Source organism: Pseudomonas trivialis (assembly GCF_001439805.1).
In the GTDB taxonomy this organism is placed as follows: Bacteria; Pseudomonadota; Gammaproteobacteria; order Pseudomonadales; family Pseudomonadaceae; genus Aquipseudomonas; species Aquipseudomonas trivialis.
Genome location: NZ_JYLK01000001.1, coordinates 263,504 through 277,919, shown reverse-complemented (window position 1 = coordinate 277,919; position 14,416 = coordinate 263,504). Strand labels below are relative to the sequence as shown.

Here is a 14,416-nt window from a genome sequence, read left to right as displayed (position 1 = left end):
GGTTTATCCTCGAATCGCCCAGAAGGCCAGGTTCAAGCCCGGGAACTGCCCGGCGATATGGAAGGCGAACCCACCGGAATTACCCAGTTGCTGCCAGTGTTCGCTGCCACGGTCCAGCTCGTAGTAGGTGGAGCCTGCGTGGTACGGCAGTTGGCGCGGCGCCACCGGCAAGGGCAGCAGGCCGATACCCGGCAGTTGCAGGTTGACCAGGTCGCGGATGTGCTCCACCGAACCGACCTTGCTCTGCTGGCCGAAGCGCGCGCGCAGGGTTTCGCCGGGTACATCGGCACGCACCACGAGGATGAAACTGGCGCTGTCGAGCAGGGTCTTGTCCGCCAGCATGGCCACGTGCACGCCGTAGGCTTTCTCGACAATCGGGATCGGTGTGGCCTTGCTGTCGATCAGCATCGACAGCGCTTCTCGCAGCGCCGCCATTACCGGGGCGAAGCTCAGGGCCAGGTCGTCGTGCTGGTAGTGCGGGTATTCCTGGGGGCGTCGACCCGAGGTGGCAAAGGTGGAGAACTCACCGGCCAGACTCACCAGTTCGCTGAAGAACCGCTCCGGGTGCAGCGGGCTCAGTTGGGTCAGGTGCTGGATCAGCGGCTGCGCACGGTTGACCAGTTGCAGCAGCATGAAATCGGCAATCTCCGAGGCGCCGCCAGCGCCCGAAGCCACCACGCGTCCAGCCAGGGCTTCGCCGCGCTGGTGCAGCAGGCCGAGCAATTCACTGCGAAACGCGCTCAGCGGTTTGCTCGCGGCCACATCCAGCACTGGCGGGATGTAGGTGTCGTCGAGCACCAGGGCACGGTCGGCGCGTTTTTCCTTGATGCGCACCAGGCCCACGGCGGCGTAGTCGCTGATGCCATCCTCGGCGGTGAGCAGGCGCAAGGCACGCGCGCCCACGGCCACGGGCGCGCGGTTTTCGAACGGTGCGTTATCGTCGCGCACTTCGCGCACCTGGCTCACGTAACGCGCTGCTTCCAGCGCCTCGCCGGCCTCCACCGTGTCCCGCGCACCGGCACGCTTGAGCGGCAAGGCCAGGTACACCAGGCCGTCGCGCAGGTTGTCGTCGATGTTCAGCGGGCTGGGCGCCAAGTCATCCTGAGGAATATTGAACGGCGTGCCATCGGGCAACAGACCACGCGCCGAGACAATCGCCAGCTTGCCCTGGGCCAGCAAGCCCTGGTCGATCAGCAGCTCGGAAAAGCCCCAGGCGCCGGCAGACAGCGGGCGGCTGCGAGCATCAATCAGGTTCTCGAGGTAACGGTCATGCTGCTGGAAGTGCTGCGTTCCGATGAACATGCCTTCCGACCAGACCACGCGATTGTTCCAGGACATGGGAGCTCCGATGATTTCTTATTGGGCAGGGCTGGAGGGGGGAGCCACGACGTCGGCGCGCACGGCGCGCACATCGAGGCTGATCTGGTGTTCGGTGTTCTGGCGCGGCGGCACGTTGATCACCGTGCGCCATTGCGCGCGATCCAGTTCGCGATAGCCCACCAGCAGGCCAACCTGGCGCGTGGCGGGGTCGAGGTGGCGCCGGATGCTCAGTTGCTGGCCGGGCTGCACCATCACTTCGTCCTGGTCCAGCAGGTCGAGGCCGAGGGTGGACTGCGCGCGGTCGGCCAGGGCGAAGTAGTCTGAGCGGGCGAAGGTGGCGGCGTTTTTCAGTTCGAAAATGCGCACCCGTACCGGCGCGGCCTGGCCATTGGCGCCGGGGTTGAGTCCGGCAATGGCGTGAAAATGCAGCGTGATGGCGGAGCTGTTCGCGTCGGCGTCAGCCGCGCTTTCGGGCCTGGCCGCATCCTTCGCACACGCCGTCAACAGCAGCGCGGTGGCGGCTGCGAGTAAAAACCTGAAAATCATCCTGTGTCCTCAATGACGTACTTGGCTATCCGTTGAATCCTGGGTCGCGTCGGGGTCAGCGACGCTGTCGTGCACTGTGCTCCTCGTAGGCCCGGCTGAACTCGCGGCCGAACAGGTCCTGGAAATCTTCCTGGGCCTCGCGGGAAATATTGCTGTAGAGCTCGGTAAACTGCTGCCAGTACTGGGCCTGACGCGAACCATTGAAAAGACTCGACAGCCCGCCGGGCTTGCCCATGCGCGCTTCCAGTTGCGCCGGCTCAAAACGCGCCAGCAAATGCTTGATCGCCGCTTCCACGCCGGCCATCACCGCCAACTGGTGCGCGCGCAGGTCATCGAAACTCTCGCGCACGGCCACATCCGGCGCCATGAACGCCTGGTTGCCATGACGCAGCAACAGCAGTAACGCTTCGTCGGCATTCGGGGCGAATTTCAACGGATTGTTTTCGGCGGGCTGGATCATGGTCTGCTGCATGCGGAACTCGCCCTTGAGGCTGGTGCGGGCACGCAACACGTCAATCAGGCCTTCGACCATCAGCCGGTAGCTGCGGCCGATGCTCTCCATCTGGGCGATGGCGTCGTCTTTGTCCAGGCGCAACTGGTCGAGGCCGGCACCGCGCAGGAAGGCTTGCAAAAGATCGGGCTGGTGCGGAGTTTCGGCCACGGGGAGCACAGGCTCGACCACAGGTGGCGCAGCGATAATGGGGGCGGGGGGCGGCGCGTCGCCGAGCAGGTCCCAGTCTTCGGGAATCACCGCAGCCGACGCTCCAGGCGTTTCGACAAGCGGCGCGACGACGGGCGCGGGTGGGCGGAAATCGTGTTGCTCGGACGGCACATGATCGGCCACGGTCGGCGGCGGCACGGCGGCGGGGGCAAGAAAGTCGAACAGGTCCGGCAGAGTGTCCATTGACGAGGCGCCCTGGAACTGCGGGGCAATCGCCGGCGTGGCCTTGGGCGTGTTCGCAACGGCGCCCATCAGCGCCTCGAAGCTGTTCGGCGAGTCACCGGCAAAGGCTTCGCTTTCAATGGCTTGCACATTGAAATCGATACGCGCCCGGATTTCGTAATCACCAATACGGATCAACTCACCGTCCTGTAACGGCTCGCTGCTCCCCCGCCGCATACGAATGCCGGCGTTAACCAACTCCACGCCATTGGTGCTGTTATCGGTTAAATAATAACGGCCGTCCTTGTACTGAATAATGCAATGTTGTGAAGAGACCAGGCGCTCTGGATCAGGCAATACCCAGTCGTTTTCCGAACTGCGGCCGATCGCCATCGAGCCCTGATTAATGGACTTTTCGGGGCATTGCCCAGGGGTGATCTTGTGATAACTAGTGATAGTCAAACACAGCGACATCTTGCCTCCTTGCTGATACTTCGCCGCGCAGTCGGCTCCCGGGACAGCGTTTCCCGAGATTCCCCTTCAGGTCGCGCAATCGACCTTCGAAACCTGCTTTTGTCAGCATGATCGCTGATCTTAACCGGGCTCTGTGACAAAAATCCTGCGCGGGTGCTTCACTCGACCCGCCAGTCGCACAAGTTGTTAAGCACCGCACATCTGTCACAGAGGGCGAATAGCTTACCTTGACAAGGCATAACTACTACACCAAAAATGCACAACTTCTTGCATAGACGTGATGTCACATTAGTGGCATTCAATTTATATGACAAAGAAACCATGCAAAGTTCCTCGCGCAACTAATGCATGCATTGCTCGCCTTCCAGCGGGCTGATAGGGAGATCAATTTCAGTGGATGTGCCGTTGCTGCTCACCGCCGTTTCCGCGAACTCGCCGTGTGGCGAAGACATGGAATATGACGCGCAATTTCTCCAACTGGAACGTGATGCCAAGGGCCAGCCCGAGCGCAGCATGGGCGACTCCATCCTGCCCGCCGAACCCCCGGAATGGCGCAGCATCCAGCAGCAAAGTCTCGACTTGCTGCAGCGCAGCAAAGACCTGCGCATCACCCACTTTCTGCTGCAAAGCGCCCTCGCCCTCCAGGGTGTCGCGGGGCTGGCCGACGTCCTCACGCTGATCGATGCGCTGCTGCGCCAATACTGGGCCGAGCTGCATCCGCGCCTGGATGCCGACGACGACAACGACCCGACCGTGCGCATCAACGCCCTCTCCGGCCTGGCCAGCGACACCACCGTCCGCCTGCTGCGCGAAAGCATCCTCACGCGCTCGCGCACCTTCGGCCCGGTGACCCTGCGCGCCGCGCTCAACGCCGGCGGCCTGCTGAGCTTCCCCGATGAGCAACTCGGCGCGCAGCAACTCAACGCTGCGTTCCTCGACAGCGATCCCGACCAGCTGCAAGCCACCCGCGACGCCCTCAGCGCGGCGCGTGCCGCCTGCGAAGCCATCGAACAACAGGTCAACGATCGGGTCGGTTCCGCCCAGGGCGTGGACCTTGGCGCCTTGAAGCAGCCGCTCAAACAGGCGTTGCACCTGCTCAATCAAGCGGTGCCCGGCACCGACAGCAGCCGCGAACCCGAGGCCGTCAGTGACGACAGTGCCCCCTCGGCCGACTTCGCCGCAGCCCCGGCCGCACCGCTTCCGGCTGGCGATATCGCCAGCCGCGATGACGTGCTGCGCAGCCTCGACAAGATCCTTGCGTATTACACCCGGCACGAGCCTTCGAGCCCGCTGCCGGTGCTGTTGAATCGCGCAAAGAATCTGGTGCATGCCGATTTCGCGGCCATCGTGCGCAATCTGATTCCCGACGGCATGTCCCAATTTGAAAACCTGCGCGGCCCGGACGGCGAGTAAGCCGCTTGACTGAGCAGTAACAACACCGTCGCTCAAGCGACCAGGAGCAGCAACGTGGCGAAGCAAAGTTCTCAGAAGTTCATCGCGCGCAACCGCGCGCCCCGGGTGCAGATCGAGTACGACGTCGAGCTTTACGGCGCCGAGAAAAAGGTCCAGCTGCCCTTCGTGATGGGCGTGATGGCCGACCTCGCCGGCAAGCCTGCCGAGCCTCTGGCGGCGGTCGCCGACCGCAAGTTCCTTGAAGTGGACGTCGACAACTTCGACTCGCGCCTCAAGGCCATGCAGCCGCGCGTGGCGTTCCATGTGCCCAACGAACTGACCGGCGAAGGCAACCTGAGCCTGGACATCACCTTCGAAAGCATGGACGACTTCAGCCCCGCCGCCGTGGCGCGCAAGGTCGACTCGCTGAACCAACTGCTCGAAGCGCGCACCCAACTGGCCAACCTGCTGACCTACATGGACGGCAAGACCGGCGCTGAAGAAATCATCATGAAGGCGATCAAGGACCCGGCACTGCTCCAGGCACTTGCCAGCGCGCCCAAGCCTGCAGGGGATCAGTAATCATGACCGACACGACCGTCCGCGAAGGCGCGCTCAACCTGGGCGCCACCGAAGAAACCAGCGAGTTCGCCTCCCTGCTGATGCAGGAATTCAAGCCCAAGACCGAGCGTGCCCGCGAAGCCGTGGAAACCGCCGTGCGCACCCTGGCCGAACAGGCCCTGGCGCAAACCGATCTGGTGTCCAACGACGCGATCAAGTCGATCGAATCGATCATCGCCGCCATCGACGCCAAGCTCACCGCCCAGGTCAACCAGATCATCCACCACCAGGACTTCCAGCAACTGGAGAGCGCCTGGCGTGGTCTGCACTACCTGGTCAACAACACCGAGAGCGATGAGCAGCTGAAGATTCGCGTGCTCAACATCTCCAAGCCCGAACTGCACAAGACCTTGAAGAAATTCAAGGGCACCGCGTGGGACCAGAGTCCGATCTTCAAGAAGATGTACGAAGAGGAATACGGTCAGTTCGGCGGCGAACCTTATGGCTGCCTGGTCGGCGACTACTACTTCGACCAGTCGCCACCGGACGTGGAGCTGCTGGGCGAGCTGTCGAAAGTCTGCGCCGCCATGCACTCGCCATTCATCGCTGCGGCCTCGCCGACCGTGATGGGCATGGGCTCGTGGCAGGAGCTGTCGAACCCGCGCGACCTGACCAAGATCTTCACCACCCCGGAATACGCCGGCTGGCGCTCGCTGCGTGAATCGGAAGACTCGCGCTACATCGGCCTGACCATGCCGCGCTTCCTCGCGCGCCTGCCGTACGGCGCCAAGACCGACCCGGTGGAGGCCTTCGCCTTCGAAGAAAACACCGACGGCGCCGATAGCTCCAAGTACACCTGGGCCAACGCCGCGTACGCGATGGCGGTGAACATCAACCGTTCGTTCAAGCACTACGGCTGGTGTTCGCGCATCCGTGGCATCGAGTCCGGCGGCGAAGTGGAAAACCTGCCGGCGCACACGTTCCCGACCGACGACGGTGGCGTGGACATGAAGTGCCCGACCGAAATCGCCATCAGCGACCGCCGTGAAGCGGAACTGGCCAAAAACGGTTTCATGCCGCTGCTGCACAAGAAAAACACCGACTTCGCCGCGTTCATCGGCGCCCAGTCGCTGCAAAAACCGGCCGAGTACGACGACCCTGACGCCACCGCCAACGCCAACCTCGCCGCGCGCCTGCCGTACCTGTTCGCCACCTGCCGTTTCGCGCACTACTTGAAGTGCATCGTGCGCGACAAGGTCGGCTCCTTCAAAGAGAAGGACGAGATGCAGCGCTGGTTGCAGGACTGGATCCTCAACTACGTCGACGGCGACCCTGCGCATTCCACCGAAACCACCAAGGCCCAGCACCCATTGGCGGCCGCCGAAGTGATCGTGGAAGACGTCGAGGGCAACCCGGGTTACTACAACTCCAGGTTCTACCTGCGCCCGCACTACCAGCTTGAAGGGCTGACGGTGTCGTTGCGTCTGGTCTCGAAGCTGCCGTCGGCGAAAAGCGCCTAAGCGCCTCGCTCTCCTGTGGGAGGGGGCTTGCCCCCGATAGCATCACCTCGGTCTGCCTGACAGGCCGAGTTGCCTGCATCGGGGGCAAGCCCCCTCCCACAGAGAAGCACTGCCCCTTTCGGGGCATAACAAATTCAGTGGCCCGTGCCACACAGGGAGAAATCATGGCTGTTGATATTTTCATCAAGATCGGCGACATCAAGGGCGAGTCCATGGACAAGGCCCACAAGGACGAAATCGACGTGCTGAACTGGAGCTGGGGCATGGCCCAGTCCGGCAACATGCACGTGGGCGGTGGCGGCGGCGCCGGCAAGGTGAATATCCAGGACCTGTCGCTGACCAAGTACGTCGACAAGGCGTCGCCCAACCTGATGATGCACTGCGCCAGCGGCAAGCACATCGACAAGGTCAAGCTGACCGTGCGCAAGGCCGGTGGCGAGAGCCAGGTCGAGTACATGGTGATCAACCTGGAAGAAGTGCTGGTCACGTCCCTGAGCACCGGCGGTTCGGGCAGCGATGATCGCCTGACCGAAAACGTCACGCTGAACTTTGCCCAGGTGCTGGTCGACTACCAGCCACAGAAAGCCGACGGCACCAAAGACGGCGGCCCGATCAAGTTCGGCTGGAACATCCGGTCCAACACCAAGCGTTGATACAACACACCCCCGTCGTTACGCGCCGGGGGTTTTGGTGCTTGCTCGCATTCGACCTTTTCCTCTTCGGTATCTGAGTCATGGCCAAACCGTCGTTTATCAATTTGTGGAACAGCTACCCCACCGTCAAAAACCCTTGCGACCAACCGTGGGGCAATCAGTGCGCTATCCGTATGAGCGTCGCGCTCAATGGCGAGCTGAATATCAAGGTCAATAAATCGACCTATACCGACCCAAAATGCAAACACGACCATGCTCGCGGTGCTGAATCCCTGGCCAATTGGCTCTGGCGTCATCACTTGGGCCGTCCGACCATTCTCAGTGGCAGTGCGGCCGACCGGCTGACGCTGAATCAAAAAACCGGAATTGTTTTCTTCAAGGATTGCTTTGCACGTGCCGGCGAACCCGAGAGCGAGCGTACAGGTGACCATATCGACCTGTGGAACCGAGGCCGAACCAAAGGCTTTTTCGATGGCGACTTTCTCTCCAAACAGGTCTGGTTCTGGGAATTGCAATGATCGCTAAAACGTTAAAATCAATGCTGTTCGCCAACCTGTTGATCAGCTTGAGCGCGTGCGCCGAGCCCGCTCCGAATCCGCTCGACGCACCTGCTCGCACGCAGGGGGTATTCGCCGGTCAGGCCATCCAGCTCGTGGACGCCAAGGGTCAATGTGCGGTGCTCAAGCCCGACCAGACTCATCTGGCACTGGGAATGGAATGGCCCTGCTACTTCAACCTGAATCCAAAAGGTGAATTACGGGTAGAGACGTTCAGGGGTGTGCCGATTTTTCTGGTCGAGCGTAGCGTGCCAGAGCCTCCACCGAGCCGAAACTGCCTGACCCAATCCCAGGCCGTACGCTTGATCAACGGTCGCCTGGAAGCATCAACGGTCAACCCAAGCGCCATGTGCGGCTATGGTCAGGAAGACCAGAAAATGTTTACGGCCCTCTTCCGGTGGTAACCGAAATCGCTTCCCGCGACCGTCTGCAACCGTCCCTGCTGGACCGGTTGACCGACGACGACCCGACCAACCCCAAGGAGAGCGCCGACAAACGCGTGCTGTCCCTGAGCCAATTGAAAGCCTCGGTGCTGCGCGACCTGGCGTGGCTGCTCAACACCACTTCGCTGCTTGATGCCGATGCCACCCTGCACACACCGGCCGGCACTTCCGTGGTCAATTACGGCCTGCCGGCGCTGGCGGGCAACAGCGTTTCCAGTGTGGACATCAAGGCGCTCGAAGCGCTGATCTACCAGGCCATCGCCACCTTTGAACCGCGCATCCTGCGTCACACCTTGCGGGTCAAGGCCCGCGTCGGCCAGGACGAGATGAATCACAACGCCCTGAGTTTCGAGATCGAAGGCGACCTGTGGGCGCAGCCGGTGCCGTTGCGCCTGCTGCTGCAAACCGACCTCGATCTTGAATCCGGCCATGTGCGTGTGGTTAACGCCGACCAGCGGAGACGCCCATGAACCCGCGCCTGCTGGAGCTGTACAACCAGGAACTGCACCACGTGCGCGAAAGCGCCGCCGAGTTCGCCCGGGAATACCCGAAGATCGCCAGTCGGCTGACGTTGTCCGGCATGGACTGCGCCGACCCGTACGTCGAACGCCTGCTCGAAGGTTTTGCCTACCTCACGGCCCGCGTGCAGCTCAAGCTCGACGCCGAGTACCCGACCTTCACCCACAACCTGCTGGAAATCGCTTACCCGCACTATCTGGCGCCAACGCCGTCGATGACCGTGGTGCAGCTGCAGACCGACCCTGACGAAGGCTCTCTGGCCAGCGGCTTTCCCCTGCCCCGCGACACCGTATTGCGCGCCGCACTGGGCCGCGAAACCCAGACCTGCTGCGAGTACCGCACTGCGCACCCGGTGACGTTGTGGCCGCTGCAGGTGAGCAACGCCGAGTACTTCGGCAACCCCGCCGCCGTACTCGGCCGCCTGGCTGCCAGCGAGCCGAAAGCCAAGGCCGGCCTGCGCCTGACCCTGCGTACCGGCGCCGAACTGCCGTTCAACAGCCTCGATCTGGACAACCTGCCGCTGTACCTCAGCGGTGCCGACGAGCAACCGTTCCGCCTCTACGAACAATTGCTCGGCAATGCCTGCGCCGTGTTTGCGCGCAAGCCGGGTGGCGACTGGGTCGAGCGCCTGCCCAAAGACGCGCTGCGCTCGCGAGGCTTTGACGATGCCGACGCGGCAATGCCGGTGGTGGCGCGTGCGTTCCAGGGCTATCGCCTGCTGCAAGAGTATTTCGCCCTGCCCCATCGCTTTCTGTTCGTCGAGTTCGCCGAACTGAGCCGCGCGGTCAAACGCTGCGACGGCCAGGAGCTGGAGCTGATCGTGCTGTTCGACCGCCACGAGCCAAGCCTGGAAGGCAGTGTCGGCGCGGCGCAGTTCCTGCCGTTCTGCACGCCGGCGATCAACCTGTTCCCCAAACGCGTGGACCGCATCCATTTGTCCGACCGCGTCAACGAACACCACGTGATCGCCGACCGCACGCGGCCGATGGACTTCGAGATTCACTCCTTGAGCGGCATCACCGGCCACGGTACCGGACCGGAGCAACCGTTCCTGCCGTTTTACGCGGTGCGCGATCCGTCGCGTTACGGCCGTGATCAGGCGTACTACACCGTGCGCCGCGAGCCCCGTGTGTTGTCCAGCGACCAGCGCCGCAACGGCCCGCGCTCCACCTACGTGGGCAGCGAAACCTTCGTCAGCCTGGTGGACAGCCGCCAGGCGCCTTATGGCCACGACTTGCGTCAACTGGGCGTGACCGCGCTGTGCACCAACCGCGACCTGCCGCTGTTCATGAGCGTGGGCAACGGCAAGACCGATTTCACCTTGGCCGACAGCGCGCCGGTGTTGGCCGTGCGTTGTGTGGCTGGGCCGAGCCGTCCGCGCGCCAGCCACGCCCACGACGCCAAGGCGTGGCGGCTGATCAGCCAGCTGTCGCTCAACTATTTGTCCCTGAGCGAGCAAGGCCAGGGCGCCGGTGCGTTGCGCGAACTCCTGCGCCTGTATGGCGACAGCAACGACGCCGCCCTGCCCTTGCAGATCGAAGGCCTGCGCGAGGTCAGCAGCAAAGCCGTGACCCGGCGCCTGCCGATGCCCGGCCCGATTGTGTTCGGGCGCGGCCTGGAGATCACCCTGGAATTCGATGAAAACGCGTTTCGCGGCACCGGCGTGTTCCTGCTCGGTGCGGTGCTCGAACGCTTCCTGGCACGCTACGTGTCGATCAACAGTTTTACCGAGACGGTGATCCGTACCACCGAACGCGGCGAGATCATGCGATGGAAAGCCACGCCCGGACGGCGTCCGACCCTGTGAGTACCCTGGAGGCGATGCACCAGGCGCCCTGGGAATATGACTTCTTCCAGGCGCTGCGGCGTATCGAGTGCGAATCGCTGGACCTGCCGCGCCTGGGCCATTCCCTGCGCCTGGCGGACGACCCGCTGCGCCTGGGGCAACAGGCCGACTGCACGTTCGCTCCGGCTACGCTGGCGTCGGTCGACCCCGGTGGCGACGGCAAACCGGCGCGGCTCGAACAGTTTTTCTTCGGCCTCGGCGGTCCCAACGGCCCGCTGCCGCTGCATATCACCGAGTACGTGCGCGAACGCCAGCGCAACAACGCCGACAGCACCAGCAAGCAGTTCCTGGATGTGTTCCATCATCGTCTGCTGAGCCTGTTTTACCGGGCCTGGGCCGAGGCGCGGCCGACGGTCAGCCACGACCGCCCGGACGATGACTACTGGTCCGCGCGCCTGGCGGCGTTAAGCGGACGAGGCATGCCGAGCCTGTTGAATCAGGGGCTGATCCCCGACACGGCGAAGCTGCATTACAGCGGCCACCTGTCAGCGCAAACCCGCTACCCGGACGGTTTGAAGGCGATTCTCGGCGAGTACTTCGGCCTGCCGGTGGAAATCGAGGAATATGTCGGCCAATGGCTGGAGCTGCCAGAACGCAGCCGCGTGGGTGTCAGCGCCAACCAGTTGGGCGTGGATTTCTGCCTGGGCAGCCATGTGTGGGACCGCCAGCATAAATTCCGCATCCGCCTGGGCCCGCTCACGCTCCAGGACTACATGGGCATGCTGCCAGGCCGTCAGCCGTTCAACGAGCTGGTGGCGTGGGTGGCCGAGTACCTGGGCCATGAACTGGACTGGGACCTGAACCTGATTCTGCAACAACCCGAAGTCCCGGCGCTGCAACTCAACGGCCAGTTCCGCCTGGGCTTCAACACCTGGCTCGGCCAACCCGAGCGGGACGCCAACGACCTAATCCTGGCCCGGCATTACGCCGATCACGCCACCACCTCAAGGAATCCAGAGCATGGGTGAAATCAGTCGCGCCGCACTGTTCGGCAAACTCAACAGCGTGGCCTACAAGGCCATCGAAGCCGCCACCGTGTTCTGCAAGCTGCGGGGCAACCCCTATGTGGAACTGGCCCACTGGTTCCACCAGTTGCTGCAACTGCAGGACTCGGACCTGCACCGCATCATCCGCCAGTTCAACGTGGAACCGGCGCGCCTGGCCCGTGACCTCACCGAAGCCCTGGACCGTCTGCCGCGCGGCTCGACGTCGATCACCGACCTGTCCTCCCACGTGGAAGAAGCCGTGGAACGCGGCTGGGTGTACGGCAGCCTGATGTTTGGCGAAAGCCAGGTGCGTACCGGGTATCTGGTGCTTGGCATCTTGAAGACACCGAGCCTGCGTCACGCACTGCTGGGCTTGTCCGCCGAGTTCGACAAGATCAAACCCGAAGCCCTGAGCGAACGCTTTGACGACTACATCGGCGACTCGCCGGAAAACGCCTTGAGCGCCAGCGACGGCTTCAATGCCGGCGTGCCCGGCGAAGCCAGTGGTGCCATGGCGCCCAGCGCGATGGGCAAGCAGGAAGCGCTCAAGCGCTTCACCGTCGACCTCACCGAACAGGCGCGCAGTGGCAAGCTCGACCCGATTGTTGGCCGTGATGAAGAGATCCGCCAACTGGTGGATATCCTTATGCGCCGGCGCCAGAACAACCCGATCCTCACCGGTGAAGCCGGCGTGGGCAAGACCGCCGTGGTCGAAGGATTTGCCCTGCGTATCGTCGCCGGTGACGTGCCGCCAGCGCTCAAGGACGTGGAACTGCGCAGCCTCGATGTGGGCCTGCTGCAAGCCGGCGCCAGCATGAAAGGCGAGTTCGAACAGCGCCTGCGCCAGGTCATCGAAGACGTGCAGGCCTCGCCCAAGCCGATCATTCTGTTCATCGACGAAGCCCACACCCTGGTGGGTGCCGGTGGCGCCGCCGGTACCGGCGATGCGGCCAATCTGCTCAAGCCTGCGCTGGCCCGTGGCACCCTGCGTACCGTGGCCGCCACCACTTGGGCCGAGTACAAAAAGCACATCGAGAAAGACCCGGCCCTGACCCGCCGCTTCCAGGTGGTCCAGGTGGCCGAGCCGTCGGAAGACAAGGCGCTGCTGATGATGCGCGGCGTGGCGTCGACCATGGAGAAACACCATCAGGTGCAGGTGCTCGACGAGGCCCTGGAAGCCTCGGTGAAGCTGTCGCATCGCTACATCCCTGCTCGCCAGTTGCCGGACAAATCCGTAAGCCTGCTGGACACCGCCTGCGCCCGCGTCGCCATCAGCCTGCACGCGGTGCCGGCCGAAGTGGACGATAGCCGCCGCCGTATCGAAGCGCTGGAAACCGAGCTGCAGATCATCGCCCGCGAGCATGCCATCGGCATCGACATTGGTGCGCGCCAGAGCAACAGCGAAGCGTTGCTGACCGCAGAACGTGATCGCCTGGCGACGCTGGAAAGCCGTTGGGCCGAAGAAAAATCGCTGGTGGACGAGTTGCTCGCCACCCGCGCGACCCTGCGCGAAAAAGCCGGTGTGGTGGACAGTGGCGACGATCAATTGCGCGCGCAACTGGTCGACCTGCAACAGCGCCTGACCGCACTGCAAGGCGAAACCCCGCTGATTCTGCCGACCGTGGATTACCAGGCCGTGGCCTCGGTGGTCGCCGACTGGACCGGCATCCCGGTGGGCCGCATGGCGCGCAACGAACTGGAGACGGTGCTCAACCTCGACCAGCACCTGAAGAAACGCATCATCGGCCAGGACCATGCGCTGCAGATGATCGCCAAGCGCATCCAGACGTCCCGCGCCGGCCTCGACAACCCGAGCAAGCCGATTGGCGTGTTCATGCTCGCCGGCACCTCTGGCGTGGGCAAGACCGAAACCGCCCTGGCCCTGGCTGAAGCCATGTACGGCGGCGAGCAGAACGTGATCACCATCAACATGAGCGAGTTCCAGGAAGCCCACACGGTGTCGACGCTCAAGGGCGCGCCACCGGGCTACATCGGCTACGGCGAAGGCGGCGTGCTGACCGAAGCGGTGCGGCGCAAACCCTACAGCGTGGTGCTGCTGGACGAGGTGGAAAAAGCCCACCCGGACGTGCATGAGATCTTCTTCCAGGTGTTCGACAAGGGCGTGATGGAGGACGGCGAAGGCCGCGTGATCGACTTCAAGAACACCCTGATCCTGCTGACCACCAACGCCGGCACCGAGCTGATTTCCCGGGTATGCAAGGACCCGGCGAACATCCCCGAGCCCGAGGAAATCGCCAAGGCCCTGCGCCAGCCGCTGCTGGAGATTTTCCCGCCGGCGCTGCTGGGCCGGCTGGTGACCATTCCCTACTACCCGCTGAGCGACGAGATGCTCAAGGCGATCACCCGCCTGCAACTGAACCGCATCAAAAAGCGCGTGGAGAATACCCACAAGGTCGCCTTCGACTACGACGACGCGGTGGTCGACCTGATCGTGTCGCGCTGCACCGAAACCGAAAGCGGCGGGCGGATGATCGACACTATCCTCACCAATACGTTGCTGCCGGACATGAGCCGTGAGTTCCTCACGCGCATGCTTGAAGGCAAGGCGCTGGCGGGGGTGCGGATCAGCAGTCGGGATAACGAATTGCACTATCAGTTTGGCTGACGGAGTGCGGTTAAAACTGTGGGAGGGGGCTTGCTCCCGATAGCGATGAATCAGTCACTCCATGTATCAGCTGACGCACTGCAATCGGGA

The 14,416-nt window shown here is 63.2% G+C and carries 13 protein-coding genes; 10 read left to right on the top strand and 3 right to left on the bottom strand.

What is annotated here, in order from left to right; translation table 11 throughout:
* Positions 1–3 precede the first annotated feature (3 nt).
* Genes tssK through tagH form a run of 3 tightly spaced genes read right to left on the bottom strand, consistent with a single transcriptional unit; the run spans position 4 to position 3,223 of the window.
* A complete protein-coding gene (gene tssK / locus TU79_RS01235) occupies positions 4–1,338 on the bottom strand; it encodes a type VI secretion system baseplate subunit TssK (protein WP_057006338.1) in 1,335 nt (444 codons plus the stop codon).
* An 18-nt stretch (positions 1,339–1,356) separates the two neighbouring features.
* Positions 1,357–1,866, bottom strand: a complete 510-nt coding sequence (gene tssJ, locus TU79_RS01230; RefSeq protein ID WP_057006337.1) for a type VI secretion system lipoprotein TssJ — start codon at positions 1,864–1,866, stop codon at positions 1,357–1,359.
* 55 nt (positions 1,867–1,921) lie between these two features.
* Entirely contained in the window at positions 1,922–3,223 is a 1,302-nt protein-coding gene (tagH, locus tag TU79_RS01225) for a type VI secretion system-associated FHA domain protein TagH (RefSeq protein WP_057006336.1), read from the bottom strand.
* 393 nt (positions 3,224–3,616) lie between these two features.
* Here tagH and tssA point away from each other — a divergent pair, with 393 nt between their 5' ends.
* The 10 genes from tssA to tssH all read left to right on the top strand — a co-directional run bounded on the left by tssA (position 3,617) and on the right by tssH (position 14,326).
* Entirely contained in the window at positions 3,617–4,636 is a 1,020-nt protein-coding gene (tssA, locus tag TU79_RS01220; protein ID WP_057006335.1) for a type VI secretion system protein TssA, read from the top strand.
* Between the two features lie 54 nt (positions 4,637–4,690).
* Positions 4,691–5,197, top strand: a complete 507-nt coding sequence (gene tssB, locus TU79_RS01215; protein ID WP_003231688.1) for a type VI secretion system contractile sheath small subunit — start codon at positions 4,691–4,693, stop codon at positions 5,195–5,197.
* A gap of 2 nt (positions 5,198–5,199) precedes the next feature.
* Positions 5,200–6,696, top strand: coding sequence for a type VI secretion system contractile sheath large subunit (gene tssC, locus TU79_RS01210; RefSeq protein ID WP_057006334.1), 1,497 nt, complete (start codon positions 5,200–5,202; stop codon positions 6,694–6,696).
* Between the two features lie 164 nt (positions 6,697–6,860).
* A complete protein-coding gene (locus TU79_RS01205; RefSeq protein ID WP_003231692.1) occupies positions 6,861–7,349 on the top strand; it encodes an Hcp family type VI secretion system effector in 489 nt (162 codons plus the stop codon).
* Positions 7,350–7,429: 80 nt separating this feature from the next.
* The gene (locus tag TU79_RS01200; RefSeq protein WP_003231694.1) at positions 7,430–7,867 is read left to right on the top strand and encodes a type VI secretion system amidase effector protein Tae4; all 438 of its coding nucleotides are present in this window, start codon (positions 7,430–7,432) and stop codon (positions 7,865–7,867) included.
* Positions 7,864–8,310 (top strand): hypothetical protein, encoded by a 447-nt coding sequence (locus TU79_RS01195; RefSeq protein ID WP_057006333.1) that lies wholly within the window; start codon positions 7,864–7,866, stop codon positions 8,308–8,310. The genes TU79_RS01200 and TU79_RS01195 overlap by 4 nt, the downstream gene beginning before the upstream one ends.
* On the top strand, positions 8,304–8,819 hold the full coding sequence (gene tssE, locus TU79_RS01190; protein ID WP_057006332.1) for a type VI secretion system baseplate subunit TssE: 516 nt from the start codon (positions 8,304–8,306) through the stop codon (positions 8,817–8,819). Before TU79_RS01195 ends, tssE begins: the two co-directional genes overlap by 7 nt.
* The gene (tssF, locus tag TU79_RS01185) at positions 8,816–10,675 is read left to right on the top strand and encodes a type VI secretion system baseplate subunit TssF (RefSeq protein ID WP_003231700.1); all 1,860 of its coding nucleotides are present in this window, start codon (positions 8,816–8,818) and stop codon (positions 10,673–10,675) included. The genes tssE and tssF overlap by 4 nt, the downstream gene beginning before the upstream one ends.
* Positions 10,639–11,682, top strand: a complete 1,044-nt coding sequence (gene tssG / locus TU79_RS01180; RefSeq protein WP_057006331.1) for a type VI secretion system baseplate subunit TssG — start codon at positions 10,639–10,641, stop codon at positions 11,680–11,682. Before tssF ends, tssG begins: the two co-directional genes overlap by 37 nt.
* Positions 11,675–14,326: a type VI secretion system ATPase TssH gene (gene tssH / locus TU79_RS01175; protein ID WP_057006330.1), complete on the top strand. Its 2,652-nt coding sequence runs from the start codon at positions 11,675–11,677 to the stop codon at positions 14,324–14,326. The genes tssG and tssH overlap by 8 nt, the downstream gene beginning before the upstream one ends.
* Positions 14,327–14,416 lie beyond the last annotated feature (90 nt).